At 69.7% G+C, this 25,519-nt stretch carries 21 protein-coding genes; 9 read left to right on the top strand and 12 right to left on the bottom strand.

Annotation, left to right across the window (positions count from 1 at the left end):
• Positions 1–2: 2 nt before the first annotated feature.
• Positions 3–638: a tripartite tricarboxylate transporter TctB family protein gene (locus KVY00_RS11105; RefSeq protein WP_223043014.1), complete on the bottom strand. Its 636-nt coding sequence runs from the start codon at positions 636–638 to the stop codon at positions 3–5.
• Positions 635–1,615: a Bug family tripartite tricarboxylate transporter substrate binding protein gene (locus KVY00_RS11100; RefSeq protein WP_223043013.1), complete on the bottom strand. Its 981-nt coding sequence runs from the start codon at positions 1,613–1,615 to the stop codon at positions 635–637. The genes KVY00_RS11105 and KVY00_RS11100 overlap by 4 nt, the downstream gene beginning before the upstream one ends.
• 162 nt (positions 1,616–1,777) lie before the next feature.
• On the opposite strand from KVY00_RS11100, the gene KVY00_RS11095 reads away from it, so the two are divergent.
• The 4 genes from KVY00_RS11095 to KVY00_RS11080 all read left to right on the top strand — a co-directional run bounded on the left by KVY00_RS11095 (position 1,778) and on the right by KVY00_RS11080 (position 6,576).
• Positions 1,778–3,439, top strand: coding sequence for an ATP-binding protein (locus KVY00_RS11095; protein ID WP_223043012.1), 1,662 nt, complete (start codon positions 1,778–1,780; stop codon positions 3,437–3,439).
• Positions 3,436–4,125 (top strand): response regulator, encoded by a 690-nt coding sequence (locus tag KVY00_RS11090; RefSeq protein ID WP_223043011.1) that lies wholly within the window; start codon positions 3,436–3,438, stop codon positions 4,123–4,125. Before KVY00_RS11095 ends, KVY00_RS11090 begins: the two co-directional genes overlap by 4 nt.
• Positions 4,126–4,263: 138 nt before the next feature.
• The gene (tcuA, locus tag KVY00_RS11085) at positions 4,264–5,733 is read left to right on the top strand and encodes an FAD-dependent tricarballylate dehydrogenase TcuA (protein WP_223043010.1); all 1,470 of its coding nucleotides are present in this window, start codon (positions 4,264–4,266) and stop codon (positions 5,731–5,733) included.
• Between the two features lie 192 nt (positions 5,734–5,925).
• Positions 5,926–6,576: a GntR family transcriptional regulator gene (locus KVY00_RS11080; RefSeq protein WP_223043009.1), complete on the top strand. Its 651-nt coding sequence runs from the start codon at positions 5,926–5,928 to the stop codon at positions 6,574–6,576.
• A 34-nt stretch (positions 6,577–6,610) separates the two neighbouring features.
• Here the strand turns inward: KVY00_RS11080 and KVY00_RS11075 are convergent, their stop codons facing one another.
• Positions 6,611–7,759, bottom strand: a complete 1,149-nt coding sequence (locus tag KVY00_RS11075) for a 5-(carboxyamino)imidazole ribonucleotide synthase (RefSeq protein ID WP_223043008.1) — start codon at positions 7,757–7,759, stop codon at positions 6,611–6,613.
• Between the two features lie 590 nt (positions 7,760–8,349).
• On the opposite strand from KVY00_RS11075, the gene KVY00_RS11070 reads away from it, so the two are divergent.
• Together KVY00_RS11070 and KVY00_RS11065 are read left to right on the top strand one after the other, a co-directional pair.
• Positions 8,350–10,086, top strand: a complete 1,737-nt coding sequence (locus KVY00_RS11070; RefSeq protein WP_223043007.1) for a DHA2 family efflux MFS transporter permease subunit — start codon at positions 8,350–8,352, stop codon at positions 10,084–10,086.
• A gap of 11 nt (positions 10,087–10,097) precedes the next feature.
• Positions 10,098–10,673 carry a MarR family winged helix-turn-helix transcriptional regulator gene (locus KVY00_RS11065; protein ID WP_223043006.1) on the top strand — a complete coding sequence of 192 codons (576 nt, stop codon included), beginning with the start codon at positions 10,098–10,100 and terminating at the stop codon, positions 10,671–10,673.
• 9 nt (positions 10,674–10,682) lie between these two features.
• On the opposite strand, the gene KVY00_RS11060 is transcribed toward KVY00_RS11065, so the two are convergent.
• From KVY00_RS11060 to KVY00_RS11040, 5 genes are all read right to left on the bottom strand, one after another.
• Positions 10,683–12,266 carry a metallophosphoesterase family protein gene (locus KVY00_RS11060; RefSeq protein ID WP_223043005.1) on the bottom strand — a complete coding sequence of 528 codons (1,584 nt, stop codon included), beginning with the start codon at positions 12,264–12,266 and terminating at the stop codon, positions 10,683–10,685.
• Between the two features lie 71 nt (positions 12,267–12,337).
• Positions 12,338–13,201: a phosphonate ABC transporter, permease protein PhnE gene (gene phnE, locus KVY00_RS11055; protein WP_255572612.1), complete on the bottom strand. Its 864-nt coding sequence runs from the start codon at positions 13,199–13,201 to the stop codon at positions 12,338–12,340.
• A gap of 10 nt (positions 13,202–13,211) precedes the next feature.
• Complete coding sequence (locus KVY00_RS11050; protein WP_255572611.1) at positions 13,212–14,021, bottom strand: phosphonate ABC transporter ATP-binding protein; 810 nt, start codon at positions 14,019–14,021, stop codon at positions 13,212–13,214.
• Entirely contained in the window at positions 14,021–14,932 is a 912-nt protein-coding gene (locus KVY00_RS11045; RefSeq protein WP_223043004.1) for a phosphate/phosphite/phosphonate ABC transporter substrate-binding protein, read from the bottom strand. The genes KVY00_RS11050 and KVY00_RS11045 overlap by 1 nt, the downstream gene beginning before the upstream one ends.
• Before the next feature lie 113 nt (positions 14,933–15,045).
• On the bottom strand, positions 15,046–16,167 hold the full coding sequence (locus KVY00_RS11040) for a TIGR03364 family FAD-dependent oxidoreductase (protein WP_223043003.1): 1,122 nt from the start codon (positions 16,165–16,167) through the stop codon (positions 15,046–15,048).
• A gap of 164 nt (positions 16,168–16,331) precedes the next feature.
• Between KVY00_RS11040 and KVY00_RS11035 the strand changes: the two genes are divergently transcribed.
• Together KVY00_RS11035 and KVY00_RS11030 are read left to right on the top strand one after the other, a co-directional pair.
• Entirely contained in the window at positions 16,332–17,111 is a 780-nt protein-coding gene (locus KVY00_RS11035; RefSeq protein ID WP_223043002.1) for a GntR family transcriptional regulator, read from the top strand.
• Positions 17,112–17,178: 67 nt separating this feature from the next.
• On the top strand, positions 17,179–17,913 hold the full coding sequence (locus tag KVY00_RS11030) for a phosphonatase-like hydrolase (protein ID WP_223043001.1): 735 nt from the start codon (positions 17,179–17,181) through the stop codon (positions 17,911–17,913).
• 117 nt (positions 17,914–18,030) lie between these two features.
• Here KVY00_RS11030 and fmdA read toward each other — a convergent pair whose 3' ends face one another.
• The 4 genes from fmdA to KVY00_RS11010 all read right to left on the bottom strand — a co-directional run bounded on the left by fmdA (position 18,031) and on the right by KVY00_RS11010 (position 21,545).
• Positions 18,031–19,284: a formamidase gene (fmdA, locus tag KVY00_RS11025; protein WP_223043000.1), complete on the bottom strand. Its 1,254-nt coding sequence runs from the start codon at positions 19,282–19,284 to the stop codon at positions 18,031–18,033.
• A gap of 109 nt (positions 19,285–19,393) precedes the next feature.
• Positions 19,394–19,678: an FmdB family zinc ribbon protein gene (locus KVY00_RS11020; RefSeq protein WP_223042999.1), complete on the bottom strand. Its 285-nt coding sequence runs from the start codon at positions 19,676–19,678 to the stop codon at positions 19,394–19,396.
• Positions 19,679–19,824: 146 nt separating this feature from the next.
• Complete coding sequence (locus KVY00_RS11015) at positions 19,825–20,520, bottom strand: endonuclease/exonuclease/phosphatase family protein (RefSeq protein ID WP_223042998.1); 696 nt, start codon at positions 20,518–20,520, stop codon at positions 19,825–19,827.
• Positions 20,521–20,630: 110 nt separating this feature from the next.
• Positions 20,631–21,545 (bottom strand): LysR family transcriptional regulator, encoded by a 915-nt coding sequence (locus KVY00_RS11010; RefSeq protein ID WP_223042997.1) that lies wholly within the window; start codon positions 21,543–21,545, stop codon positions 20,631–20,633.
• 254 nt (positions 21,546–21,799) lie between these two features.
• On the opposite strand from KVY00_RS11010, the gene KVY00_RS11005 reads away from it, so the two are divergent.
• The gene (locus KVY00_RS11005; protein WP_394358245.1) at positions 21,800–25,483 is read left to right on the top strand and encodes a proline dehydrogenase family protein; all 3,684 of its coding nucleotides are present in this window, start codon (positions 21,800–21,802) and stop codon (positions 25,481–25,483) included.
• Positions 25,484–25,519: the final 36 nt, after the last annotated feature.

The following is a 25,519-nucleotide window of genomic DNA, read 5'->3' as shown; positions in this document are numbered from 1 at the left end:
AACTAAATCCCTCCGATGAAGCCGGCCGGCAGCGCGAGGCCGAGCAGACCGCTGAAGACGAGCTGCACCAGTGCCCCGATGAAGAGGCCGATGGCGAGGTTGAACCAGATCCGCTTCGAGCCGAACGCGAGGGTCACCCCCGCGAACAGCAGCGTGCAGCTGATGATCCACCCGAGCACCGGCAGGAGGACGATGAATCCGGCCATAGAGGCGGCGGCGATGAGCAGCGCCCTCCAGTCGAGATCGCCGGGACTGTCGTCGCCCGCGGCGGACCCCGCGGCGTCGGCCTCCGACTCGCGCTGGTGGTCGCGCTCCAGGTCAATGAGCTGGGTGCTGGTGTGAGAGACGTCGATGAGCATCTCCCGCGAGATGTCGGGGCGGATGTCGTCGTGCTCCTCGACCCGCTTCGCGGGAATCGCCGCGCGCAGCAGCAGGAACCCGCTCACGGCGGCAAGAAGGATCGCCACGATGAGGGGGAAGAACTGGGGGCCGGGGACCGACTGCCCGCGCACCTCCATGGTGGCAACGCCCGCGAACAGCACAGCGGCGATCCCGAGCCCGATGGCGGCGACCAGCAGGTCGCCCCATCTGATTGTGCGAGGCCGCGACTTCGCGCGGTCCCTGGTCGTGGTGGTCACAGTCCAAGCTCCTTCACGATCGAGTCGGCGTCTTCCTGCTCGGAGCGCACGAACTCCTCGAACTCCGGGCCGGTGAGCCAGGAGTCGGTCCACGAGTTGCGCTCCAGGGCCTCGGTCCAGGCCTCGGTGTCGTGCATCTCGGTGAGGATGTCGAGCAGCTCCTGCCGCTCCGCATCCGAGATCCCGGGCGGTGCGACGTAGCCGCGCCAGTTGGTCATCGTCACGTCGTATCCGGCCTCCACGAAGGTCGTCGCGTCGATGCCCTCGACGGGCTCGGGCGCGGAGATCGCGAGCAGGCGCAGCTCGCCCGACTCGATCTGGCCGGCGACTTCGTTGTAGCCCGACATCCCCGCGGTAGTGGTGCCCGAGAGCATCGCGCCCAGCGCCTCGCCCCCGCCGGAGTAGGCGATGTAGTTCGCCATCACGGGGTCGATGCCGATCTCGCGGGCGAGCAAGCCGGTGACGAGGTGGTCGATCGAGCCGAGCGATCCCCCGGCGAACGAGGTACCGGTGGGATCCGCCTTCCACACCTCGATGAACTCCTCGAGGGTCTCGATATCGCTCGAGGCCGGCACCACGAGGGCCGTGTAGTCGTCGGCGACGCGAGCGATGAGCGTGACATCATCGAACGATTCCTTCGGTTTCGACACCGAGATCCCGCCGACCATCACGCCTCCCGTTGCCATGAGGATGTCGTTGCGGCCCTCCATCTGCACGAACTGCGCGAGACCGATCGTGCCGGCGGCGCCGGGCACGTTGACCACCTGCACGTTCGCGACCACGCCCTCGCTGCGCAGCGCCTGCTGCGTGGTGCGCGAGAAGCCGTCCCAGCCGCCGCCCGGAGCCGCCGGTGCGAGAATGGTGAGGCTGGAGCGGACGGTGGACTGCGATGCGGTGCTGATGGCGTTGCCGAAACCGAACACCGCGGTGACCGCGAGGACCGCGACGAGAACGGTTCTTCGTATGACTTTGCCCAAGATAACTCCGTCGTTGTATGGATACAACTGCATACAAAGAGTTACAGTTGCACGCAGGCTGCGTTGCCGGCGCCCTCACACTCTACGAAGCGCCCACCCCGATCATCCGATTACGGCCACAAAAATCACTTTTGGTCGTTTCGGTCGCAGAAAGGACACGACATGACCTCATCGCGCACAGCGCGGCCGTTCTCGGGTGCGCTCGTCGGAGTACAGCTCGCGGTGGTCGCGATCACCGTAGCGCTCGTCGCCGGCGTGGGGGTGATGCGCGCGGTGGGAGAGGCGGAATCGGCCGCCGAGCAGCGCATCCAGGATGTCGCCGACACGATCCGTCGACTCCCCGTGGTGATCTCGGCCATGCAGGGGGAGGATCCCTCGGGCGAGATCCAGCCGATCGTCGATGCCGCGCTCACCGCCTCGGGCTTCCAATACATCACGGTCGCCGATCTCAACGGCATCCGCGTGGCGCACGTCGATCCCGAACGGGTTGGCGAGCCGGTATCGAGCGATCACGGCCCGATCCGCGACGGCGCCGAGTTCCGCGGCGTCGAAACCGGCCCGCAGGGGGTCACCTACCGCGTCAAACTCCCGATCACCGCCGAGAACGGCGAGGTTGTCGGTACGATCTCGGTCGGGGAACTCGTCAGCGAGATCCGCCACCAGGCGCTCGCTCAGAGCCTGCCGATCGCGCTGGCGTCGCTCGGCTCGATCCTGCTCGGGGCGCTGCTGGCCTGGCTCATCGCCCGCTGGCTGCGCCGCGAGCTCTACGGCGTGGAGCCCGAGCAGTTGGTGTCGCTGCTGCAAGCGCACCAGGCGGTGATGGCGAGCGGGCACGAGGGCGTCGTGACGGTCGATACCGCCGGGCGAATCCAGCTCGTGAACGCCGAGGCCGCGCGGTTGCTCGGCCTCGACCCCGAAGCCGCCGAGGCGCTGATCGGCGAGGAGGCGCGGGTACTGCCCGCCAGTATCCGGGATATCCTCGCGGACGGGGCCGAATCGCACCACGCCCATCTGCGCCGACTCGGCGACTTCAACGTGTATGCCCAGGCCGCCGAGGTGCGTCACTGCGATCGGCCGGTCGGGCGCATGGTCTCCCTGCGCGACCGCACTGAGCTGGACCGCGCGGCCGCGCGCCTGCAGGCCGAACGCGCCGAGGCCGAACTGCTGCGCATCGAGGCGCACGAGTTCGAGAACCGGATGCACCTCGTCGCCGGGCTGATCGAGCTCGGCGAGTACGACGAGGCGCGCTCATACCTCGAGAGCGCGCAGGATCTCCGCCCGGTGCCGTCTATCGAGGTGCCGGTGCTGGCCGCGTTCATCTCGGCCCGCATCGGCGTCGCCGCGCGAGAGCACGTGACGCTCGAACTCGAGGGCTCGAGCAGCGTCGCCTCCGACTGGCCGGTGTTCGACGAGGATCTGCTCGTCGTCGCCAACCTCGTCAACAACGCCGTCGAGGCGACTGGCTTCGGGGGAACGGTGCGACTGCTGCTGAGCGGCGACGAGGAGGCGGGCGTACTGCAGATCCGCGTGGACGACGACGGACCAGGGTTCGGCGACAATCCCGGAGGCCTCCTGCGCCGGGGCGTCACCACGAAGGAGGACGGCGCGCGACACGGCATCGGACTCGACTCCGTGAACCGGGCTGTGTCGGGTCGGGGCGGTCGGCTCGAGTTCGGCGCGTCGGATCTCGGCGGCGGCAGCGTCATCGCGGCGCTGCCGCTGCCCGGTTCCTCAAGCGGGTCCGATTCGCCAGTCTCCCTTGCCGGGACCGACGCGCGCGAGCGGAACGGGACGACCGAGGATCACAGAGGAGAAACGGCGTGAACGACATCCGCACACTGATCGTCGACGACGACTTCGCCGTGGCGCGGATGCACACCGCGTTCCTTGAGCGCACCCCCGGCTTCGCGGCTGTGGGGAGCGAACTCACCGCCGGCGACGCCCTCGGCAGCATTCGAGCGGGCGGCATCGACCTCGTGCTGCTCGACCTGTACCTCCCCGACGCCTCAGGCATCGAGTTGCTACGGCGGATTCGCTCCGACCCCCAATGCCTCGTCGATGTCATGATGGTCAGCGCGGCGAACGAACCGACGCTCATCGAGCAGGCGGTCTCCCTGGGAGTCGCCGACTTCCTGCTCAAGCCGTTCACCCGCGACGAGTTCAGCACGCGATTGATCGCCTACGCCGCCAGAGTGCGCGAGCGACGGCGACTGGGCGGACTCAGTCGCGTCACCCAGGCGCAGGTTGACGTGCTGCTCGGTCGCGACGCGGGCGGCTCCGGGCGGGATGGGGCGAAGCGAATGAACCCCGCGACCCGCCAGCGCGTGCTCGACGCTCTGACGGACAGCGCCGAGCCCGCGACGGCTCTGGACGTATCAGAGGCGACCGGGCTGTCGCGCGTCAGCGCACGGCGGTATCTCGAGCAGCTCGTGAACGAGGGCGTCGTCAGGATGCAGCCCCGCTACGGCGAAACCGGGCGCCCGCAGCACGAGTACCGCCTCGAGGAGTGAGGGCCGCGCCGGACCGGGCGATCTCGAACCGCCCCACCCGGGGCCGACAGATCCTGAGGCTCTGACGAGGCCCGTGTTGCGCCCGCATCCGATCTATTGTATACATTGGTATACAATCATTTCTCGATGGAGGTTCGCATGACTGAAGTCCTCACCACCGACGTTGTCGTGGTCGGCGGCGGCAACGCCGGATTCACCGCGGTGCACGCCGCAGCCGAGCGCGGCCGCAGCGTCGTGCTGCTCGAAGCGGGAGCCGCCGACATGGCCGGAGGCAACAGCTTCTACACCGCGGGGGCCACGCGCATCACCCACGACGGACTGGAGGATCTGCGCGCCTGGCTCGAGCCCGACGAGCGCTGGGACTCGACGATCGTTCCCCCGTACAGCGCGGACGAGTACCGCGCGGACCTCGAGAAGGTCACCGAGGGGCGCAACGATCCCGAACTCACCGAGGTGCTCGTCTCGGAGGCCGCAGACGCCCTCAAGTGGCTGCACTCCAAGGGACTGAAATACCGCCTCATGTACGAACGCCAGGCCTACTCGCGCGCCGACGGCTCGTACCTGTTCTGGGGCGGGCTCCACGTGGGCAACGTCGGCGGGGGCGAGGGCCTCATCGCCGATCACACCCGGGTCGCCCTCGATGCGGGCGTCGATATCCGCTACGCTCACCGGGCCACCGAACTGATCGTCGAGGACGGCCGGGTCGTCGGCGTGCGCGCCGAGCACGGTTCGGAGCGGGTGGAGGTGCGCGCGGAGTCGGTCGTGCTCACCGCGGGCGGCTTCGAGTCGAGCGCTTCCATGCGCGAGGAGCACCTCGGCGCCGGGTGGGAGAACGCGAAGGTGCGCGGCACCCCCTACAACCAGGGCGACATGATCCGCGCAGGGCTCGAGATCGGCGCCGCCCGCGGAGGCGACTGGAACAGCTGCCACTCCGTGCAGTGGGATGCGTTCACGGCGCAGAACGAGTCGAACCGAGAGCTCACCAACCGCCTCACCCGCCAGAGCTACCCGCTCGGCATCATCGTCAACCGCGAGGGCGAGCGGTTCCTCGACGAGGGAGCCGATTTCCGCAATTACACCTACGCCAAGTACGGCCGCGAGATCCTGCGTCAGCCAGGTTCGGTCGCTTACCAGATCTTCGACGCCGAGCTGCGCCCCCAGCTGCGAACGGAGGAATACGACATGCCCGGCATCTCGGTCGAGGTGGCGGACACGATCGAGGAGCTCGCGGTCAAGATCGGGATCGATCCGGCCGCGCTCAGCACGACCGTGCGGAATTTCAACGACTCCATCGACCGCGGCAAGCCCTTCGATCCCACCGTGAAGGACGGGCGCCGGGCCGCCGTCGAGCCGCCCAAGTCGAACTGGGCGGCGGCCATCGAGACCAGCCCCTTCTACGCATTCGGGGTGACCTGCGGCATCACGTTCACCTTCGGCGGCCTGAAATCCGACACCTCGGGTCGAGTGCTCGACGAGCAGGGGAACGCGATCCCGGGCCTGCTGGTCGCGGGCGAGATGCTCGGCGGGCTGTTCAGCAACAACTACCCCGGAGGTTCGGGCCTCGCAGCGGGCTGCGTGTTCGGCCGTCGCGCCGGTTCGATCGCCTGAGGGTGACCGGGGGTCTGAGGGGCGGTGCGCGGAGCCGGTTCCCGGCTCCGCGCTTTACGGCATCCGCGAGTGCACGCCGCTATTCCCGCCGCCGTGCGCGAGAATTGAACGTGCCCTCTCGGCCGCAACCCGCCGTCGCGCCCGGCATTCGCCCTCGAAGTCTCGCGCGGCCTTCCGTAGAAACGAGTCGATATGCCTCCGCACGATCCCGACAGCCTCGTCCGCGCACTGCGGACCGAGATCGTGACCGGAGCGCTCGAGCCCGGTGCCCCGATGCGCGAGGTCGCGCTGGCCGAGCGGTTCGGCGTCTCGAGGACCCCGATCCGCGAGGCGCTGACGAAGCTCGAGGGCTACGGACTCGTCGAGCGGGACGGGCGCACACTGCGGGTGACCGCCCCGGATCCCGAACGCATCCTGAACACCTACAACGTCCGCATCGCGCTCGAGGGCGAGGCCGCCGCCGAGGCCGCGGAGCATCGTCAACTGAGCGACCTGGTCGAGCTCGAGAGTCTCATCGCGCGGGATCGCACCCTCGATCGCCCGAGCGATGCGCAGCGCATCGAGACGAACCTCGAGTTCCACGCCGCGCTGTGGCGGGCGGCTCACAACCCGGTGCTCGTCGAGCTGCTCGAGCGGCTGCAATTCCACTTGACGAACGCTCCCCACTCGACGCTCTCGGTCGGCGACCGCTGGGCCGAATCCCTCGACGAGCACGAGGCCATCGTCGCGGCGATCGACGCGCGTGATCCGGAGCGCGCACGGCAGCTTGCAAGCGCCCATATGAGCACCGCTCGCGAGCTGCGCATCCGCCTGCTGAGGGAGCACGCGCGCTCTCGCCGCTGACGCGCCACAGCAGCGGTGGCGGCCGCGAACTGGCCTACTCGAAGGCGGCAGCAGCGGCGCGCGCCTCGGCGAGCACCGCCTCGAGATCGTCGCCCGTCACGGTGACGTGGCCGACCTTGCGGCCCGGGCGGGGCTGCTTGTCGTAGCTGTGGATCTTGGCGCGAGGATGAGCCGCCAGCGCCTCGGCGTAGCGCACCGGCATAGGCCCCTCCGCCGGCCCCCCGAGCACGTTGACCATCACCGCCGCGGGCGCGGCCATCGAGGTGTCGCCCAGCGGCAGATCGGCGACGGCGCGCAAGTGCTGCTCGAACTGACTCGTCACGGATCCCTCGATCGAGAAGTGGCCCGAATTGTGCGGTCGCATCGCCAGCTCGTTGACGAGCACGCGGCCGTCGCGCGTCTCGAACATCTCGACCGCGAGCACCCCCGTCACCTGCACGCCCTCGGCGACGATCGCGCCGATGCGCGCGGCCTCGTCGAGTGTCGCAGCGTTCTGCACCGGCGCCGGGGCGATCACCTCGGCGCAGACGCCGTCGCGCTGGATCGTCTCGACCACCGGCCACGTGCGCGTCTCCCCGCTGGGGCGGCGCGCCACCAGCTGCGACAGCTCGCGCGTGAAATCGACGAGCTCTTCGACGAGCAGGCGGCCCCCGTGACCATCCTCAGCCAGAGCGGTGAACCAGTCGCGCACCTCGACCGCGTCGGAGACCACACGCACGCCCTTGCCGTCGTAGCCGCCGCGGGCGGTCTTCACGACCGCGCGGCCCCCGTTGTCGTCGATGAAGCTCTGCAGCTCGGCCTCGTCCTCAACGGCGGCCCACGCCGGAATCGGCACGCCCAACTCCCCCAGCTTCTCGCGCATCAGGATCTTGTCCTGCGCGAACTGCAGCGCGTCGGGCCTGGGATGCACGGCCTTGCCGCGGCGCTCGAGCTCGCGCAGGATCTCGCCCGGCACGTGCTCGTGATCGAAGGTGACCACGTCGACGGTGTCGGCGAAGGCGTAGACCGTCTCGGGATCGCGGTAATCGCCCACGGCATCGGCGGCGCGGGCCGCGCTCGATCCCTCGGCCTCGGCGAGCACGCTGATGCGCAGCCCCAGGTGGATCGCCGGGGGCACCATCATGCGCGCGAGCTGCCCGCCTCCGATGACGCCGATCCTGATGCTGCCGCTCTCGAGAGTCATGCCCTCCATTCTGCCCTACTGCCGCCCGTGCCTCTCGCCCCGCCCTGCTCGCCGCGCCACCCACTGTCGCCCTGCGCTGCATCCTCTTTACCCGGGCCCGGATCCCTCTTCCATCCCGCCCCGCATCTCTGCCATCCCGCCTCCGGCACCGATCAACGCTCAAGCACCCCGATTGCGGGATCTTCGATGCTCGAACGTCGATCGGTGCAGTTAGAGGAAGGAAGGGAAGGAGGGAAGAAGGGAAGGAGGAAGGAGGAAGGAGGAAGGAGGAAGGAGGAAGGAGGAAGGAGGAAGGAGGAAGGAGGAAGGAGGAAGGAGGAAGGAAGGAAGGATCCCGCCGAGGGATCCGACCCCGCGAGGTACGGATTTCGCACGGCCGCTCGCGCTCGACGCCGCGAAATCCGTACCTCGGCTGGGTCGCGCCCGAAACGAAACCCGCAAATGGTTGACGAAAATCAACCATTGACATATAGTTGATCTTCGTCAACAAAGAGGGGGCGTGGGATTCCGATCCCGCGCCCCCTCGGCGGCTCGCTCACGGAGTCCCCGCCGACCGATCTCACGCAACGCACATTCCCATAAGGACCCAGATGTCACAGCCCTCCCAGCAAGCCCCCCAGACGGGGCTGCTCACCGGCCGAGCGAAGAACCTCGCGCTCGCCGGGCTCTTCCTCGCCAACTTCGTCTCCATGCTCGCCATGAACGTCGTCGGCACCTCGATGCCGATCATCATCGCCGACATCGGCGGCACGCAGGCCGCCTTCACCTGGGTGGTCACCGCGACGATGCTCGCGAGCGCGATCTCGACCCCGATCTGGGGCAAGCTCGCCGACCTGACCAGCAAGAAGGTGCTGCTGCAGGTCGCCCTCATCGTCTTCATCCTCGCCTCGGCGTTCGCCGGCTTCGCGCAGGATCCGACGTGGCTCATCGCCTGCCGCGTCTTCCAGGGCATCGGCGTCGGCGGCCTGGGCGCGCTCGCCCAGATCGTGCTCGCCGAGATCATCAGCCCGCTCGAGCGCGGCAAGTACATGGGCATCCTCGGCGCCATCATGGCCGTCGCGACCGTGGGCGGCCCGCTGCTCGGCGGCCTCCTCACCGACACCGTCGGCTGGCGCTGGAACTTCTACGTCGCGGCCCCCATCGCCATCGTCGCGATCATCATGCTGCAGCGCACGCTGCACCTGCCCACCCGCAAGCAGAAGGTCAAGATCGACTACTGGGGCACTGCGCTCATCTCGCTCGGCTTCTCGAGCCTGCTCATCTGGGTGACCCTCGCCGGTTCCAACTTCGACTGGTGGTCGTGGCAGACGGCGGCGATGGTCGGCGGCGGGCTCGTCGCCCTCGTGATCGCCGTGTTCGTCGAGCTCAAGGTCGAGGAGCCGCTCATCCCGATGACGCTCTTCACGAACCGCACCTTCACCCTCGCGTCGATCGCGTCGATCGCGGTGGGCCTCGCGATGATGGGCACCGCGGTCTTCCTCGGCCAGTACATGCAGCTCGCGCGCGGTCGCTCGGTCATCGAGTCGAGCCTGCTGACGCTGCCGATGATGGCGGGCGTGCTGCTCTCCTCGACGATCGTGGGCCAGATCATCACCCGCACCGGCAAGTGGAAGCGCTACATGGTCGCGGGCGCCGTCGCGCTGCTCGCGGGCCTGGTCATGATGGGTCAGCTGCGGTACGACACGACCTACTGGTACGTAGGGGTGTCGATGGCGGTGCTCGGCGCGGGCGTCGGCATGACGATGCAGAACCTCGTGCTCGTGGTGCAGAACACGGTCAATCCGGCCGAGATGGGCACCTCCACCTCGGCGGTCACGTTCTTCCGCACGATCGGCGGCACCGCGGGTATCTCGGTGATGGGTGCGATCCTCGCCCACGAGGTCGCCGACTACTTCAAGGAGGGCTTCACCAAGCTCGGCGCCCTCATGCAGCAGAACCCGGATCCCGCGGTGATCGCCGATCTGCAGAAGTTCCAGGAGAGCAACGCGATCCCGAAGATCGCCGACCTGTCGGCGCCCGTGCGCGAGGTCGTCGAGTCGTCGTACGGCCACGCGATCGGCAACATCTTCCTGGCCGCGGCCCCGGTGGCGATCGTCGCGCTCATCGCGATCATCTTCCTGCCCAACATCCCGCTGAGCAACAAGAGCAACGCGGAGCGCATCTCCGAGCTGAGCCAGCGCGAGAAGGCCGCCCCGTCCGACGCGGGCAGCACGGCCGGGGCCGAGCTCTTCGGCGACGCGGTGCGGGTCGCCACCGGATCGATCCCCGTCATCACCTCCGAGGGCGGCGGGCGAGACGGCGACGACGGCCCCTCGACGGCCCGCTAGGCTCAACGATCATGGAGGTTCAGAACGGCCGCCCCGCGCACGGGCACAAGCACGCGCACGAGCACGCGCATGCGCCCGGTGCGGGGGCGGCCGCCTCACCGAGGGACGAGCGGGTCTCGCAGATCATCTCGGAGTTCTCGGAGGTATTCGCCTTCGCCCGCAGCCACTGGGCGAGTTACGCCCAGGAGGTCGACAGCGAGCTCAAGGGCGTCGGCATGATCGTGCTGCAGCTGGTGTTCAGGAAGGGGCCGGTCACGGCGACCGCCCTCAGCCAGATGCTCGACATGGACAAGGCCGTGGTGAGCCGGCAGATCGCGAAGCTGCGCGAACTCGGGCTCGTCGAGGCGGAAGCGTCGCCCGAGGATCGCCGCGTGATCCTGCTCACCGCGACGGCCCATGCCGGTGAACTGCTCGAGCGCATCCGTCGCCAGTGGGCCCACGCCTACCACGAGCGGTTCGCCGACTGGAGCGCCGAGGATCTCGAGCAGCTGCGCGCCGGCCTGCACCGCTTCAACGCCTCTGCTCACGACATCAGGATCGACGGCCCCGCCGGCCGCTGCACGCGCGGTCACGGCTCGGAGGACTGAGCGGCCTCGTCACTGCCCCGCGGGGAGCGGGACGTCGACGTGCTTGATCTCCTTGCCCTGCGCGTCGGCGCCGAAGAAGTACGAGCTCACGCGCAGCCGGTCCTCGAACAGTTCGACCCGCAGGCCGACCGGGTCCGCGCCGCCGACGGCCTTCTCGTTCCAGTCCCCGCTCGGTCCGTACTGGGTGGTGACGGCGGCGGTGTTCACGATGGTCGGCCCGTGGTTCGAGGTGGGATCGAAGCGCTGCTCGACGCTCCAGTCGTTCAGCAGCGGCGACCAGTGCGTGTGGCTCGTGAGCACGGTCACGTTCGGGTAGTCGGCGAGCAGCGCTTCGAGCCGCTCCGTGTCGGCCCCGAAGTCGCCCTGGTAGAACTTGGCGTAGGTTCCCGACACCGAGTCGTTGAACACGTGGTGCGATGCGAGCACGACCGGCTTGCCCTCGGACTTCCAGTGCGCGAGCCGGTCGCTCAGCCACGTGAACTGCTCGTCGCTGAGTTCGACGAACGGGCCGTTGCCGGTCTGCGCGGGATAGTCGTGGAACTCGCTTCCGATCCACAGCAGCGGCAGTTCGCCGTCGACGAGCGTCTCGCCCCAGAGGCCCGCGTGCGCCGGGTTCGCGCCGTCGACGCCGAGAGCGCGCATGCCGGTGCGATCGAGGAACCGCCCGATGTAGTTCTCGGACCCGTTCGCGCCGTAGAACTCGTGGTTGCCGATCGTCGAGACCACCGTTCCGTACTGGTCGCCCTTCGCCGGATCCAGCGCCGCGAAGTAGTCGGCGTACTGCTTATCCGTGCCGTTTCCGGTGAGGTCGCCGTTCGCCAGCAGCGTCGTCGCGCTCGGGCTCATCGCACGCAGCCCGGGAATCACCTGCCCGGCGAGCTTGGCGTTCGCTCCCTGCACGTCGCTGAACACGTCGACCACCGCGCGGGGTGCCGCATCCGCGGCGAGCTCGGAGAGCGGTCGCACCACCTCGACGTCGTCGATGCGCCACGATCCGCCGCCGGCTGCTGATTCGAACGCGAACTCGAACTGCACCGTCTTCGTGCCGTTCGGCACGGTGAACGGCACCCGCGGCTGGGCCGATTCCTCGTCCGCGTCGGAGAAGCGGTGGATCTCGACGCGCTTCTTCCCGTCGAAGATCGCGGTCACGGTGCCGCTCTGCGTCTCGGCTCCGCGCTTCAGGTAGTGGCTGTCGAAGCGCAGCTCGAGGGCGCCGGCCTTGAACACCTTGATCGGCGCCGAGGTGAGGGCGCCCGAGAAGGCGGCGTTCTTCGACTCGGCGACCGCCATCGTGCCCGACGCCCGCGTGAAGGTGTGGCGACGGTCCGTGCCGTAGGCGCTGTTGGAGGCCTCGCGGTCCATGAACTCCCACGCGGAGGCTCCCGACTGCTGCCAGTCCGAGACGGATCCCTCGAAGCCGTTCCACCAGAACTGAGGTTCGGTGGTCGAGCCGTCGACGGTCGGCGTGTGAGGCGGAGCGGCGAGGGCGGGGGCCGCGAGCGTCGGGGCGACGACGAGGCCGCCCGCGAGAGCGAGCAGGGCGCCGCCTGCGATGGTGCGGGGCATGGCGCGGCGGAATGAGCTGTGCAGCATGAGGAATGCTTCTCCTTGTGTTCGGAAGTATTGCGGAGACGGGAGAGTCGTGGAGCGGGCCGGATCCGGCGCTACTGCAACCGTTTGCGGATCCAGGCCGAGGCCAGGTCGACCGCGACGATCACGATGAGGATGATGATCAGGTAGGTCAGCATCTCGTCGAACTGGAAGGTCTTGATGGCCTTGTTGATGAGCAGGCCGATGCCGCCCGCACCCACGAGGCCGAGCACGAGCGACGAGCGCACGTTGACGTCGAAGCGATAGAGCAGCAGGCCCGTGAGCTGGGGCAGCACGGTCGGGATCGTCGCGTTCGCGACCACCTGCCAGCGCGAGGCCCCCGCGGTGCGCAGCGCCTGCTCGGGGCCGGGATCGATGTCCTCCATCGCCTCCGACCAGAGCTTGCCCATCACGCCCGTGTTGTGCGCGATCAGCGCGAGCACGCCCGCGAACGGGCCGAGGCCGACCGCCGTCACGAAGATCAGGGCGAACACGATGTCGGGCACGGCGCGGAAGAACGAGAGGATCCCGCGCGCGACCTGGTAGACGAAGCCGTTGGGTGTCGTGGTGCGGGCGCCGAGCACGGCGAGCAGCAGGGCGAAGGGCACCGAGATCGTGGTGCCGAGCAGGCCGACCCAGAGGGTCGTCAGCGCGCCGTCGATGCCGGCCCGCAGCACGTCTGCGCTGAGGTCGGGCGGGATCGCCTCGGCCAGGAAGTTCATCATGCCCTGTGCGCCGGTGACGAGCTTGCCCGGGTAGAACTCGGTGGCCGAGAACGCCATGAGGTGCAGCACCACGAGCACGATGAGCACGACCGCCCACGAACCGGCCCGGTAAGGGACCTTCGGATCGCGCGGAAGCGGCATGCGCTGGATCGCCCCGCGGGGCGGGCGCTGCGAGGCGCGGGTGGAGGGGGCCGCGGGGAGAGTGTCGGTCACGGGTGGATCCTCACAGGTAGAGCGACGCCAGCTCGGCGTCATCGATCTCGTCGGTGGGCTCGTCGAAGACGAGGGCGCCGTCGCGCAGGCCGATGACGCGATGCGCGTACTTGCGGGCCAGCTGCGGCTGGTGCAGCACGGCGGCGACGCCGAGATTCTCCTCGACGGCGAGCTCGTGCAGCAGGCTCATGACATCGTCGGCGGCTTTGGGGTCGAGGGCGGACACGGGCTCGTCGGCCAGGATCATGCGGGGGCGCTGGCAGAGGGCGCGCGCGATGGCGACGCGCTGCTGCTGACCGCCGGAGAGGCTGCCCGCGCGGTCGTAGGCGCGATCCGCGAGTCCGACCCGGTCGAGGCAGGCCAGCGCCTCCTCCTTCAGTTCGCGCGGGAAGAGCGGTGGCAGCGACTGCCAGCCGGAGACCCGGGCGAAGCCGCCGGCGCACACGTTCTGCAGCACCGTTCGGCGCTGCACCAGGTAGATCTTCTGGAACACGGTGGCGGCGGTGCGGCGGGCCTCGGCGCGGCGGGCCGAACTCGCCTCCGCCAGGCGGACTCCGGCGATCATGATATCGCCGGAATCCGCCTCGATGAGGCCGTTCACCGCGCGCAGCGTCGTCGACTTGCCCGAGCCGTTGGCGCCGAGGAACGCGACGACCTCCCCGGCGTGCACGCGCATGCTCATGTCCTTCAGCACGACGCGATCGCCGAAGCTCTTGGAGATGGCGCGCACGTCGAGCAGCACCTCGGCGGTGCTGCCGGTCCGAGCGGGATCGCCCGAGCCGGCCGGGGCGGCGCTTCCGAGCACGGTGACGGCGCTCATCAGACGTCCGCCTCGGTGAGGCCCATGGTCTCGGCCAGGTCGAAGAGGGGCTGGTAGGTCTTGTCGTCCACCTCGATCAGCGGACCCGCGGGGTCGACACCGAGGAAGCCGCTGACCTCTTCGACGGCCGCGGTGTCGAGGCTCAGCAGCGCCTCCTTCACGGCGTCCTGGAACTCCTGCGGCAGATTCTCGCGCACGGTGATCGGATCGTTCGGGATCGGCTCCGACTCCCAGATCTGCCGGAACTGCGTCTCGTCGAACGTGCCCTCCGCCTTCGCCGTCGCGAGGGTCTGCGAGTTGATCTGCGCAGCGTCCACGGTGCCGTTGACGAGCGAGAGCAGCGCCTCGGGGTGGCCGCCCGCGTAGTCCCACTGCACGTCCTCCTCGATGCCCGCCTCGACGAGCGCCGACATCGGCAGCGCGTCGCCGGAGGTCGAGCCGGGGCTGCCGAGCGCGAGGGTCTTGCCCTTCAGATCCTCGATCGTCTGCACGGGCGAATCCTTCGCCACCCAGATGCCGCCGGTGTAGGTGGTGGGCTTCCCCTCGGCGTCGCCGAAGGAGGCCATCGCGGTGGCGCCCGCGCGCTCGTTCGCGAACACGAAGCCGAGCGGTCCGAACTGCGCGATCTCGAGCTGGTCGTTCTCCATGGCGAGCACCTCGGCCGCGTAGTCCTCGGTGATCGACACCTCGACCGGGCAGTCGAGCTTCTCGGAGAGGGCGTCGGCGAGCACCTGGTACGCGGGCTCGAGACGCTCCGGATCCTCGTAGGGCAGGATCCCGAAGCGGATCTTGCCGTCGGGGCAGGTGGCCGAGGCCTCGCCCGATGCGGCTTCAGACGGGGCCGAGCACGCGGTCAGGCCGAGGCCGAGCAGCGCGACGGCCGAGGCGGCGAGGATGGTGGTCTTCTTCACGGTTCTCCTTGGGTGGGTTCATCATCCTGCGCGAGCGAAACGCAGGGTCGGGTCGTCATCCTGCGCGGAGTCGCAGGGTCTCAGGGGTACGGAACAGGCTGGTCGGAACAGGTCTAGAGAGCGGCGACGGTGCGGGCGCCGAGCGCGAGCCCCACGGTCATACCGACGCCGGTGGTCACGGTGACGACCGAGACACCGGGCGCCGGGTAGGCGCGCAGGATGTCCTGCCTGGTGCTCGTCGCGTAGACGCCCTGCCAGCGCTCGAGCACCTCCAGACGCGGGGCGCCGAGCACCGCCGCCACCTCGTCGAGCAGCAGTCTCGACCAGCGCTCGTCGAGGAACGGCGGGGCGGTCCGATGCGCGGCGTGCGAGTCGCCGACGAGCAGGGTGCCGTCGGCCTGCTGGGTGAACATCACGTTGGCGTCGATCTCGAGCAGCTCGGGGCGGGAGGCGCGCAGCTCGTCGCGCAGCGCCTCGACCGCCGCGCCGGCGAAGGCGCCGTACCGCAGCATGGAGGTGCCGGTGAGCACCGCGGGGCCGATCCCCATCTCCCGCGGCGGTCGCACGCGCAGCATCTGGAGTGCGCACTCGCGCACCTCGCGCTCGTCGGCGAGCGCCGGGAAGAGCCGGCCGACGAGGTGGCCGGCCGCGACCACCACGTGGTCGGCCGCGATCCGGCCGCGGTTCGTCTCCACCGCGCCCTCCCGCACCTCGCGGACGCTGGTCGAGAACCGCACCTCGCCGCGCTCGTGGTCGTCCACCCACGCCGCGATGCGAGCGACGGCGGTGCGGGGATCGGCGGTGAGGTCGGCGGGGAACAGGGCTGCGGAGCGCAGGTGATCCGGATCCGGGATCCGCAGCAGCTCCCCCGCCTCCGCGCCGGTGACGAGCCTCGCGTCCTCGGACGCGCGATCCGCCGCGAGCTCCTGCAGCACCGCCTCCTCGGCCGCCGAACGCGCGACGACGAGCGTGCCGGATCGACGGGCCTCGACCCCCGCGCGCTCGACGAGCGAGAGCCAGATCGAGTTCGCCTCGAGCGCGAGGTCGTGCAGCTCACCGGATTGCGCGGAGGTGCTGACATGGCCGAAGTTGCGCACGCTGGCGAGCACTGCCGCGGCGTCCTGCTCGACGACCGTCACGCGGTAGCCGGCGTCGAGCGCAGCGACCGCGTGACCGAGGCCGACGATGCCGGCGCCGACGATCACGACGTGCGAAGCATGTTTCGAGAGGGTCATGTCTTCGATGGTGAGGCCTGAAAGTAATCATGACAACTTTTCAGAGCGAAGTTCTCCGAGCGTTCACGCTCGGTCACGACCGGCCGAAACATCGTCATGATTCGTTCACTCGACGGCTACCGAGAGGCATTCCGACTAGTACAGACAACTTATAGGCTTGCCGCATGACCGACAGCTCACCGCTCCACGCTCAGCTGTACGCCGAGATGGTGCACCGCATCCGCACCGGCGTCTGGCAGCCGGGCGACCGCGTGCCCAGCGAGAAATCCCTCGTCGCCGAATTCGGCACCTCCCGGGGCCCCGTGCGCCAGGCGCTCGCGGCGCTGCGGGCCGAGGGCATGATCAGCGGCCGACGCGGGGCCCCGCCCCGAGTGCAGCGCACGGCTCCGGCGCAGTCGTTCGACACCTTCATGTCGTTCACCGAGTGGGCGCGCGAGCTCGGCCTCACCCCCGGGCAGCGCGTCATCGAGGCGAGCCGCCGGCCCGCGACCGAAGACATCGCCCGCGAGTTGCAGATCGAGCCCGAGACCCCCGTCGTCGAGATCATCAGGCTGAGGCTGCTCGACGAGAAACCGGCCATGCTCGAGCGATCCCTCTTCCCCTACGAGATCGGCAGGCACCTCATCACCGCCGACCTCGACGGCGGCAGCATCTACCAGACGCTGAGCCGAGCCGGGGTGATCCCCGTGCGCGCCCGTCACGTGATCGACGCCGTCGGCGCCCACCCGCTCGAGGTCGAGCAGCTGCGGGTGGGGCCGGGCGAACCGCTGCTGCGCGTGCGCCGCCTCGCCTACAACGAGTTCGGCACCGTCATCGAGACCGCCGACGACCGCTACCTACCGTCGATGGCCACCTTCGTGGTGGAGAACAGCGCCGAGCACCGCACACCGTTCGCGCGCCAGGCCGGCGGCTCGAGCGTCGACCTCTTCGAGCGCTCGGCCTGATCCGCGTCTCTCTCCCTGCCTCTCACCTTTCCGGCCCCCACTTCATCTCGCACCCAAGGAGCACCGCATGATCACCCTCGCCGTCTTCGACATGGCCGGCACCACCATCGACGACGGCGGCGCCGTCTACGACGCACTGCGAATCGCGGTCGAGGAGACGGGCGTCCCCGTCTCCCCCGCGGACCTGCAGACCTGGATGGGCGCGGAGAAGCGCGCCGCCATCACCGCCCTCATCGAACTCGGCGGCGGCGATCCCGCGCAGCCCGCGGACAGGGTGGATGTCGCGTTCGACCGGTTCCGCGCGCTCCTCGACGAGCTCTACACCGCGCACCCTCCGACGCCGATCGACGGCGTCCCCGAGGCGATCGCCGCCCTGCGCGCCTCGGGGGTGCGCGTCGCGCTCACCACGGGGTTCTCGCAGGACGTGGCGCACGGCATCCTCGACCGCCTCGGATGGGTCGTGGGCGGCGACTCCGCTGACGGCGGGGCGGCCGAGAACGGACCGGAGAGCGCAGCATCGCTGCACGTCGACGCGGTGGTCTGCGGCGATGAGGTGGCAGCCGGTCGCCCGGCCCCGTACATGATCCACCGGGCGATGGAGCGCACCGGCACCCTCGCCGTCTCCGAGGTGCTCGTCGCGGGCGACACCGCCGTCGACGTGCAGGCGGGGGCGAACGCGGGCGCTGCGGCGACGATCGGGGTGCTGACGGGCAAGCTGGATCGCGAGGCCTTCGACGGTCAGCCCTTCACGGAGCTGCTCGACTCGGTCGCGGATATCCCGGCCTACCTCGCGCGCCGGTAGGCCGGGATATGCGGGAGGCGGGCCCGGCCAGCCGGTTTCCGGGGGCGGCCTAGACGCCCCGCCCTCGCCGGTTTCCGGGGGCGGGCCCGGGCCAGACGCCCCGGCCCGCCCGCCGCACTAGCGGTTCGCCGCGACCGGGGCTCCGATCCCCGGATCGATCTGCGTGGGACCCCCGGCCGAGGGCCGCACCTCGAAATCGAAGATCTCGACCGGCAGGTACACCGTCGAGCACGAGTTCGGAATGTCGACGACGCCCGAGAGCCGCCCCTCGATCGGCGCTGCCCCGAGCAGCAGGTAGGCCTGCTCCGGGCTGTAGCCGAACTTGGTGAGGTAGTCGATGGCGTGCAGGCAGGCCCGCTGATACGAGAGGTGCGAGTCGAGGTACCGCTGTTCGCCGTCGAGAGTCACCGACGTGCCCGAGAACGCGAGCCAGTGGCTGTAGTTCGGCTCGACGTTACCGGGCATGAAGATCGCGTTCTCGTGCACCCCGTAGGTCTCCATGCCGCCGGGAATGATGTCGACGCGCAGATCGATGAAGCCGCCCATCTCGATGGCTCCGCAGAAGGTGATCTCGCCGTCGCCCTGCGAGAAGTGCAGGTCGCCCACCGAGAGATTCGCGCCGTCGACGAACACCGGGTAGAACACCCTCGAGCCCTTGGTGAAGTTCTTGATGTCCTGGTTGCCGCCGTTCTCGCGCGGGGGCGCGGTGCGGGCGGCCTCGGAGCCCACCCGCGCCCATTCCCCGCGATCGAGGCCGCCGAGGATCGCGTGCTCGGCCTCGGGCGGCAGCGCCAGCGGCGGCACGCGCTCCGGGTCGGTCGCGATGAGCGCCGCCTCTCGGGCGTTCCACTTGCCGAGCAGCTCGGCCGAGGGGGCGGTGCCCATGAGGCCCGGGTGGATGATGCCAGTGAACGAGACGCCGGGGATGTGCCGCGAGGTCGCGGTCTGCCCGGCGAAGTCCCAGACGGCCTTGTACGCATCGGGGAACTGCTCGGTGAGGAAGCCGCCGCCGTTGTTGCGCGAGAAGATGCCGGTGTAACCCCAGCCCTGACCCGCGAGCGGTCCCTCCTCCTGGGGGATCGGGCCGACGTCGAGGATGTCGACGATGAGCAGATCGCCCGGCTTCGCGCCCTCGACGCGGAACGGGCCGCTCAGGGTGTGCACCGTCAGGAGCGGCGCCTCGAGGATGTCCTGGGCCGAGTCGTCGTTCTTGATCGCCCCGTCGAACCACTCGCGGCAGTCGACGCGGAAGCTGTCGCCCGGCTTGACCGTGGCGACCGGCGGTATCTCGGGGTGCCACCGGTTGTGACCGAGTTTCTCCTGATCGACGAAGCGCTTGCTCGAATCGAGCTTGAAGATGTGCTCTGGCATTGTTCTGTCTCCGTTTCTGTGGTGACGGCTGCGCTGCCGCCGGGTGTTCGGATGTGAAGACTCGGGTCGGGCGGAACTCAGGGGCGAGGGATCGGATGACCGGGGGCCGTCAGGGGCGCGGCAGCTTCGCGTGCAGGGGGTTGCTCGTCGTGCGCTGCCGGGGAGCACCCGAGGAGGGCAGGCTGCTCACCACCTCGGGCTCGGAGGCGCTCCTCGCCGACCGGTCCATGAGCTGGAACGCCGAGCTGCCGGTCCGGGAGAGGTGCGGGGCCGTCACGGAGCGCCGTGCCCGGGCGCCGCACACGCGGCAGTCGGTCTCCTGCGGAACCTCGGCCATCGGATAGAGCGCGTCGAAGCGGCACCCCTCCGAGCATCGATACGAGTAACTGGGCAACAGGTCCCCCTCGGAATCCAGGTGCTGAGCAGGAGTAATCGATCTCTCCGCCGAACGATTCACCGGTCGCGGAGGCCCGCTTGCCGCCACCATAACGGCGCCCGAGGGGGAAGTCAATGGATCCGCCCCGACGCCGCGCCCGGCCCTTACGCGGGTACGGGCACCAGCGAGTCCTCGCGCAGCGCCGCCGACACGATGATGGGGAGGTGGTCGGAGAGGCCCCGGTTGAGCGTGCGCACGCTCGAGATGTCGATGCCCGACGAGGTCGCGAAGTCGAAGTGCCCGCGGAACATCTTGTAGCGCGTGTAGGTGCGCTTGTCGCTCAGGCTCAGCTCGTAGCCGTGGTCGCGCATCTCGGTGTCGAGGCGCCCCTTGAACACGGGATAGTTGTAGTCGCCCACCATGAGCGCCGGCAGGCCGGGGCCGAGCGCTCGCAGCTCGCCGAGCGCGGCGTGGATCTGGTGCCGGCGCAGCGAGTTCAGCGCGGTGAGCGGCGCGGCGTGGAACGAGGCGACCACAAAATCGCGACTCGTCTCGGTGTCGTGCAGCCGTGCCCCGAGCAGGCGCTCGTGGGCGGGCGCGAGCAGACGATCGTGCAGCGACTTCTTGAGTTGGAAGGTGTGCGCCGAGCGGGCGACGAACCGCTCCTGGCGCACATACATCGCGAGGCCGAGCCTGTTGCGCTCGGTCGCGTGGACGAGCGACATGTGACCGAGATGCGCGGGGAGCGCGACCGCCTCAGCCTCCTGCAGGCAGAGCACGTCCACCTCGTGGTCCTCCGCCAGGGCACCGATCTCGGTGACGGCCCGGTTCTTGCGCAGGTTGTAGCTGACGATCTTCATGCAGCTTCCTTCCTCGGTGGGCGTCGGGATCCGACAGCACTACCTTACGCCCGCGGATCCGAATAGCCTGGCAGTCCCAGGAGCTTCACAACGTCGCCTCGGAGCCGTCCTCACTCGAACGGCAGGGCCGCCGCCTCGACGGCGAGCGCCTCCCGCACGGCGGCGAGCGCGGGGTGCCTGCCCTGCGACGCGCGCACCGCGGTGAACACCGTGCGGTGCGGGCGGTCGGGCAGCTCGATGAACCGCATGCGCGGAGCCGCACCGACATGCACCAGACCGGGGAGCAGCGCGACGGCGTTGCCCGATTCGATGAATCCGATGTGCGCCTGCAGGTCGGCGGTCTCGTAGCGCACGTCGGGCTCGAATCCCGCGGATCGGCAGGCCTGCTCGGCCCAGTGCCGGGTCGCGGCCCCCTGCGGTTCCATGACCCAGGGGAGCTCGGCGAGATCCTCGATGCGCTCCGCGGTGTCGAAGCGGGGATCCCCCGCGCCTTTCGGCGGCACGGCGAGGCGGATCGGGTCACTGGTGAGGGGCTCCCTGTCGAGCCCCCGGAAGTGCTCGGCCGCGTGGCCGGGGTACTGCTCGGCGACGACGAGGTCGAAGCTGCGGATCCAGGTCTCCTGCAGCGCGGCCCCCGGCTCGTACTGCACGACCTCGACCCGCAGGCCCGGGTAGCGCTCGCGCAGTCGGCGCAGCGCGCCGGGGAGGATCGAGAGCATCGCGGTCTGGAAGGCGGCGACCCGGATCGATCCGATCACCTCCTCGCGCACCCGGTGCAGCGCGGCTTCCGCGCGCTCGAGGCCCGCGAGCAGCTCCTCGGTCTCGGTGACGAGCACCTCGCCGGCCGGCGTGAGTTCGAGCGTGCGGCCGGTGCGCCGCAGCAGTCGCACGCCCGCCTCCCGTTCGAGGATCGCGAGCTGCTGGGAGACCGCAGAGGGGCTGTAGTTGAGGGCCTCGGCGACCGCGGCGACCGTGCCCCGCGCGTGCAGCTCCCACAGCAGCCGGAGGCGCTTCATCTCGAGCACGGGGGCTCCTTCCTGTAGTTCGGGGATCCTGGATCCTGCGTCCTGAACCGGAATCCTGCGTCCTGAACCGGAATCCTGCGTCCTGAACCGGGATCCTGCGTCCTGAACCGGAATCCTGCGTTTCACCGCCGGCCTTCAGGGAGGAGATCCGCGCCTGAGCGGGTGTATTCCGCGAGAACTCCCGCTCAGGCGCGGATCTCCTCCCTGGGGCCGACGAGTCCCCACCCACTCATCCAACTCATCAGTTCACCTTCATGATATTCGGTAAAAAGTATCGCTTTACTTCACGCTCGGCGGGATCCACACTGGCGGAACAACCCATCGCGCGAAGAACCGCGCCCCGAGAAAGGTCAGCAGTGAGCACCCGCCCAGCAGACAACGCCGCAGGCACCGCCGCCCGCCCCCAGGATCTCGCCGACGACGCCGTCGCGCTCGTGCAGCGCTGGCTCCGCGAGGCCTCGGAGTTCCCCGTCGACGCGTCGGCCGCCCGCCTCGCCGGAGTGCTGCGCGACCCGAACGGCCTCGACTTCACGGTGGGCTTCGTCGACGGCGTCGTGCGCCCCGAGGACCTCGGCGCCGCGGCCAAGAAGCTGAACGAGCTCACACCGCTCACCCCGAAGTTCCTGCCGCCTCCCATGCGCGGCGCCATCGGCCTCGGCGGGGCCTTCGCGAAGCCGCTGCCCGGTGTCGTCGTGCCGATCGCGCGCAGGGTGCTGCGGCAGATGGTGAGCCACCTCATCATCGACGCGAGCGACGCGAAGCTCGGCCCCGCGATCGCGAAGATCAAGCGCGACGGGGTGCGGCTCAACATCAACCTGCTCGGCGAGGCGATCCTGGGCGAGCACGAGGCCGAGCGCCGCCTCGCCGGCACCCACCGGCTGCTCGCGAGGGACGACGTCGACTACGTCTCGATCAAGGTGTCGTCGACGGTCGCGCCCCACAACCACTGGGCCTTCGACGAGGCCGTCGCGCACATCGAACAGCAGCTGGTGCCGCTGTTCGAGCGGGCGAACGCCGCGAGCCCGAAGAAGTTCATCAACCTCGACATGGAGGAGTACAAGGACCTCGACCTCACCATCGCGGTCTTCAAGCGCATCCTCGAGCGACCCCAGTTCGCAGAGCTCGAGGCCGGCATCGTGCTGCAGGCGTACCTGCCCGATGCGCTGAGCGCGATGATGGATCTGCAGCACTGGGCCGCCGCCCGAGTCGCATCCGGCGGCGCCCCGATCAAGGTGCGCATCGTGAAGGGCGCGAACCTGCCGATGGAGCACGTCGACGCCGCTATCCACGGCTGGCCCGCGGCGACCTGGGGCAGCAAGCAGCAGAGCGACACGAGCTACAAGGCGGTGCTCGACTACGCGCTCACCCCCGAGCGTGTGCAGAACGTGCGGATCGGCGTGGCCGGCCACAACCTCTTCGACGTCGCACTCGCGTGGTTGCTCGCGAAGGCGCGGGGCGCGCAGGCCGGCGTCGAGTTCGAGATGCTGCTCGGCATGGCGACCGGGCAGGCCGAGGCGGTGAAGCGCGAGGTCGGCTCGCTGCTGCTCTACACGCCGGTCGTGCACCCGCAGGAGTTCGACGTCGCGATCGCCTACCTCATCCGCCGTCTCGAGGAGGGAGCGAGCCACGAGAACTTCATGTCGGCGGTGTTCGAGCTGAACGACGACCCGTCACTGTTCGAGCGGGAGAAGCAGCGCTTTCTCGCGTCGCTCGACGACCTCGAACGGATCACGGGCGACGGCTCCGTGCAGAGCTACGCGGTGCCCACCCCGAATCGAGTGCAGGATCGCCGCCGCTACGACGAGGCGGGCGCGGAGGCGCGGATCGAAGCGCGCGTCGAGGCCGGCCGACGCGGCGAGTTCGAGAACACGCCCGACACCGATCCCGATCTGCCGGGCAACCGGGCCTGGGGACGCGGCATCGCCGATCGCATGGTCGGCTCCCGGCTGGGCCTCGCGCTGGTCGAGGAGTCGCGGATCGGCGACGAGGCGACGCTCGACGCGGTGATCTCCCGCGGCGTCTCGGCCGCCGACGCCTGGCAGGCGCTGGGGGCCGACGAGCGGGCCCGCATCCTCTACCGCGCCGGCGAGCGCCTCGAAGCTCGCCGGGCGGAACTGCTCGAGGTCATGGGCTCGGAGTGCGGCAAGACCCTCGACCAGGGCGACCCCGAGGTCAGCGAGGCCATCGACTTCGCGAACTACTACGCGATGCTCGGCCAGCAGCTCGAGCAGGTCGACGGCGCGAGCTACCGGCCGCAGAAGCTCATCGCCGTGATCCCGCCGTGGAACTTCCCCGTCGCGATCCCCGCGGGCGGCGTGCTGTCGGCGCTCGCCGCCGGATCCTCCGTCATCATCAAGCCGGCCTCGAACTCGGCCCGCTCGGGCGCGGTGATGGTCGAGGCGCTGTGGGAGGCCGGGGTGCCCCGCGAGGTGCTGCAGTTCGTGCAGTTCGCGGATCGCGGGCTCGGCTCGAAGCTCGTCGCCGATCCGCGGATCGACCGGCTGATCCTCACCGGTGCCTACGAGACCGCCGTCAGCTTCCGCGAGTTGCGCCGCGACCTGCCCATCCTCGCCGAGACGAGCGGCAAGAACGCGATCATCGTCACCCCCACCGCCGACCTCGACCTCGCCGCGCGGGACGTGGCGCAGTCGGCCTTCGGCCACGCCGGCCAGAAGTGCTCGGCCGCATCGCTCGTGATCCTCGTCGGCTCCGTCGCGACGTCGAAGCGGTTCCGCGGCCAGCTGCTCGACGCGGTGCGCTCGCTCAAGGTCGGCACCCCCGACCGCCTCGAGACGCAGATGGGCACGATCATCACGGCGCCCGAAGGCAAGCTGCTGCGCGGGCTCACCACCCTCGGCCCGGGCGAGCGCTGGCTCGTGAAGCCCGAACCGCTCGAGAGCGACAGCTCGCTGGCCCTCGACAAGCAGGGCGGCAACAAGCTGTGGAGCCCGGGCGTGCGCGACGGCGTGCAGCGCGGATCCGAGTACCACCTCACCGAGTACTTCGGCCCGATCCTCGGCATCATGACGGCGAAGACCCTCGACGAGGCGATCGACATGGTGAACGAGATCGACTACGGCCTCACGAGCGGCCTGCACTCGCTCGACCGCGACGAGCTCGCGCTGTGGCTCGACCGCATCGAGGCGGGCAACCTCTACGTCAACCGCGGCATCACGGGCGCGATCGTGCGCCGGCAGTCGTTCGGCGGCTGGAAGAAGTCGGCCATCGGCGCCGGCACGAAGGCCGGCGGGCCGAACTATCTGCACGGCCTGGGCGATTGGATCGACGCCCCCGTCGCGGGCGAGCTGAGGGCCCCGCGCGCCGCGGTCGCACCGCTGCTGACGGCGGCGCAGCAGGCGGGCGTCGCGGGCGAGGATCTGGAGTGGCTGCGCGCCGCGCTCGGCTCCGACGCGGCCGCGTGGGACGAGGAGTTCGGGATCGCGCGCGACGCCTCCCGGCTGGGTGTCGAGCGCAACCTGCTGCGCTACCGGCCCGTGCCGGTGGCGATCCGCGTCGCGGCCGACGCGCCGCTGCACCGCACGGTGCGCGCGATCGCTGCGGGAGTCGCGGCCGGATCCGCCCTCCTCGTGAGCACCCCGGTCGCGCTGCCGCAGCCCGTGATCGCGGCGCTCGTCGCCTCTCGCGTCGAAGTCCGCTTCGAGGACCAGGAGGCGTGGCGGGATCGCGTGCGCGACCTCGCCGCCCAGGACGGGCCGCACGCCGGCGCACGGATCCGGATCGTCGCCGGCGACTCCCGCGAGAGCGAGACCGCCGAGGTGTATCGTGCCGCGGCGGGTAAACCCGACATCGCCGTCTACGGCGGTAGGGTCGTCTCAGCCGGTCGCGTCGAGATGCTGCCCTACCTGCACGAGCAGGCCGTGTCCATCACGGCGCACCGCTTCGGCACGCCGAACAGGCTGTCGGAGGGCATCGTCTGATCCCCCTCGGCACCTCCCCCAACCACACTCGAGAAA

Origin of the sequence: Leucobacter tenebrionis, from assembly GCF_019884725.1 — a bacterium.
GTDB lineage: Bacteria > Actinomycetota > Actinomycetes > Actinomycetales > Microbacteriaceae > Leucobacter > Leucobacter tenebrionis.
The sequence above is the reverse complement of the archived record's forward strand: the minus strand, read 5'-3'. Positions and strand labels throughout refer to the sequence as shown.

Bases quoted from the DNA above. Each gene is read 5' to 3' on its own strand.
- KVY00_RS11095 (WP_223043012.1), top strand. From the start codon at position 1,778: ATGACCTCATCGCGCACAGCGCGGCCGTTCTCGGGTGCGCTCGTCGGA.
- KVY00_RS11030 (WP_223043001.1), top strand. From the start codon at position 17,179: ATGATCACCCTCGCCGTCTTCGACATGGCCGGCACCACCATCGACGAC.
- KVY00_RS11070 (WP_223043007.1), top strand. From the start codon at position 8,350: ATGTCACAGCCCTCCCAGCAAGCCCCCCAGACGGGGCTGCTCACCGGC.
- KVY00_RS11050 (WP_255572611.1), bottom strand. From the start codon at position 14,021: ATGAGCGCCGTCACCGTGCTCGGAAGCGCCGCCCCGGCCGGCTCGGGC.
- KVY00_RS11075 (WP_223043008.1), bottom strand. From the start codon at position 7,759: ATGACTCTCGAGAGCGGCAGCATCAGGATCGGCGTCATCGGAGGCGGG.
- KVY00_RS11035 (WP_223043002.1), top strand. From the start codon at position 16,332: ATGACCGACAGCTCACCGCTCCACGCTCAGCTGTACGCCGAGATGGTG.
- fmdA (WP_223043000.1), bottom strand. From the start codon at position 19,284: ATGCCAGAGCACATCTTCAAGCTCGATTCGAGCAAGCGCTTCGTCGAT.
- KVY00_RS11065 (WP_223043006.1), top strand. From the start codon at position 10,098: ATGGAGGTTCAGAACGGCCGCCCCGCGCACGGGCACAAGCACGCGCAC.
- KVY00_RS11005 (WP_394358245.1), top strand. From the start codon at position 21,800: ATGATATTCGGTAAAAAGTATCGCTTTACTTCACGCTCGGCGGGATCC.
- KVY00_RS11015 (WP_223042998.1), bottom strand. From the start codon at position 20,520: ATGAAGATCGTCAGCTACAACCTGCGCAAGAACCGGGCCGTCACCGAG.
- KVY00_RS11060 (WP_223043005.1), bottom strand. From the start codon at position 12,266: ATGCTGCACAGCTCATTCCGCCGCGCCATGCCCCGCACCATCGCAGGC.
- KVY00_RS11080 (WP_223043009.1), top strand. From the start codon at position 5,926: ATGCCTCCGCACGATCCCGACAGCCTCGTCCGCGCACTGCGGACCGAG.
- KVY00_RS11040 (WP_223043003.1), bottom strand. From the start codon at position 16,167: ATGACCCTCTCGAAACATGCTTCGCACGTCGTGATCGTCGGCGCCGGC.
- tcuA (WP_223043010.1), top strand. From the start codon at position 4,264: ATGACTGAAGTCCTCACCACCGACGTTGTCGTGGTCGGCGGCGGCAAC.